Below are 254 nucleotides of genomic sequence, written 5' to 3' on the forward strand. Positions count from 1 at the left end.
CTACCGTATGACCTTGACTTAATAACCAAATCGACACCCCACCCCACACAAATGGCGTACCAAATGGGATTAAGGCAATGATAAAAGTGACAATCGTCAGTAAAATCGGACTTGGTGCGCCAGAGAAATAATAACCAATACCCGCCAAGATTGCCTGCGCCAATGCGGTCAGACCAATACCATATACCACAGCGCGGGTGGTCGTACCCACAGAGTCAATATAACCATCGATACGATTGCCAATGATATTGCGT

Annotated in this window: 1 protein-coding gene; it reads right to left on the reverse strand. The window is 46.5% G+C overall.

The window, feature by feature from the left end:
• A partial coding sequence (locus AAEY83_RS16900) for an AI-2E family transporter (RefSeq protein ID WP_351060958.1) occupies nucleotides 1-254 on the reverse strand: 254 nt, incomplete at both ends.

This window comes from Psychrobacter sp. TB20-MNA-CIBAN-0197, from assembly GCF_040309765.1.
Classification (GTDB): domain Bacteria; phylum Pseudomonadota; class Gammaproteobacteria; order Pseudomonadales; family Moraxellaceae; genus Psychrobacter; species Psychrobacter submarinus.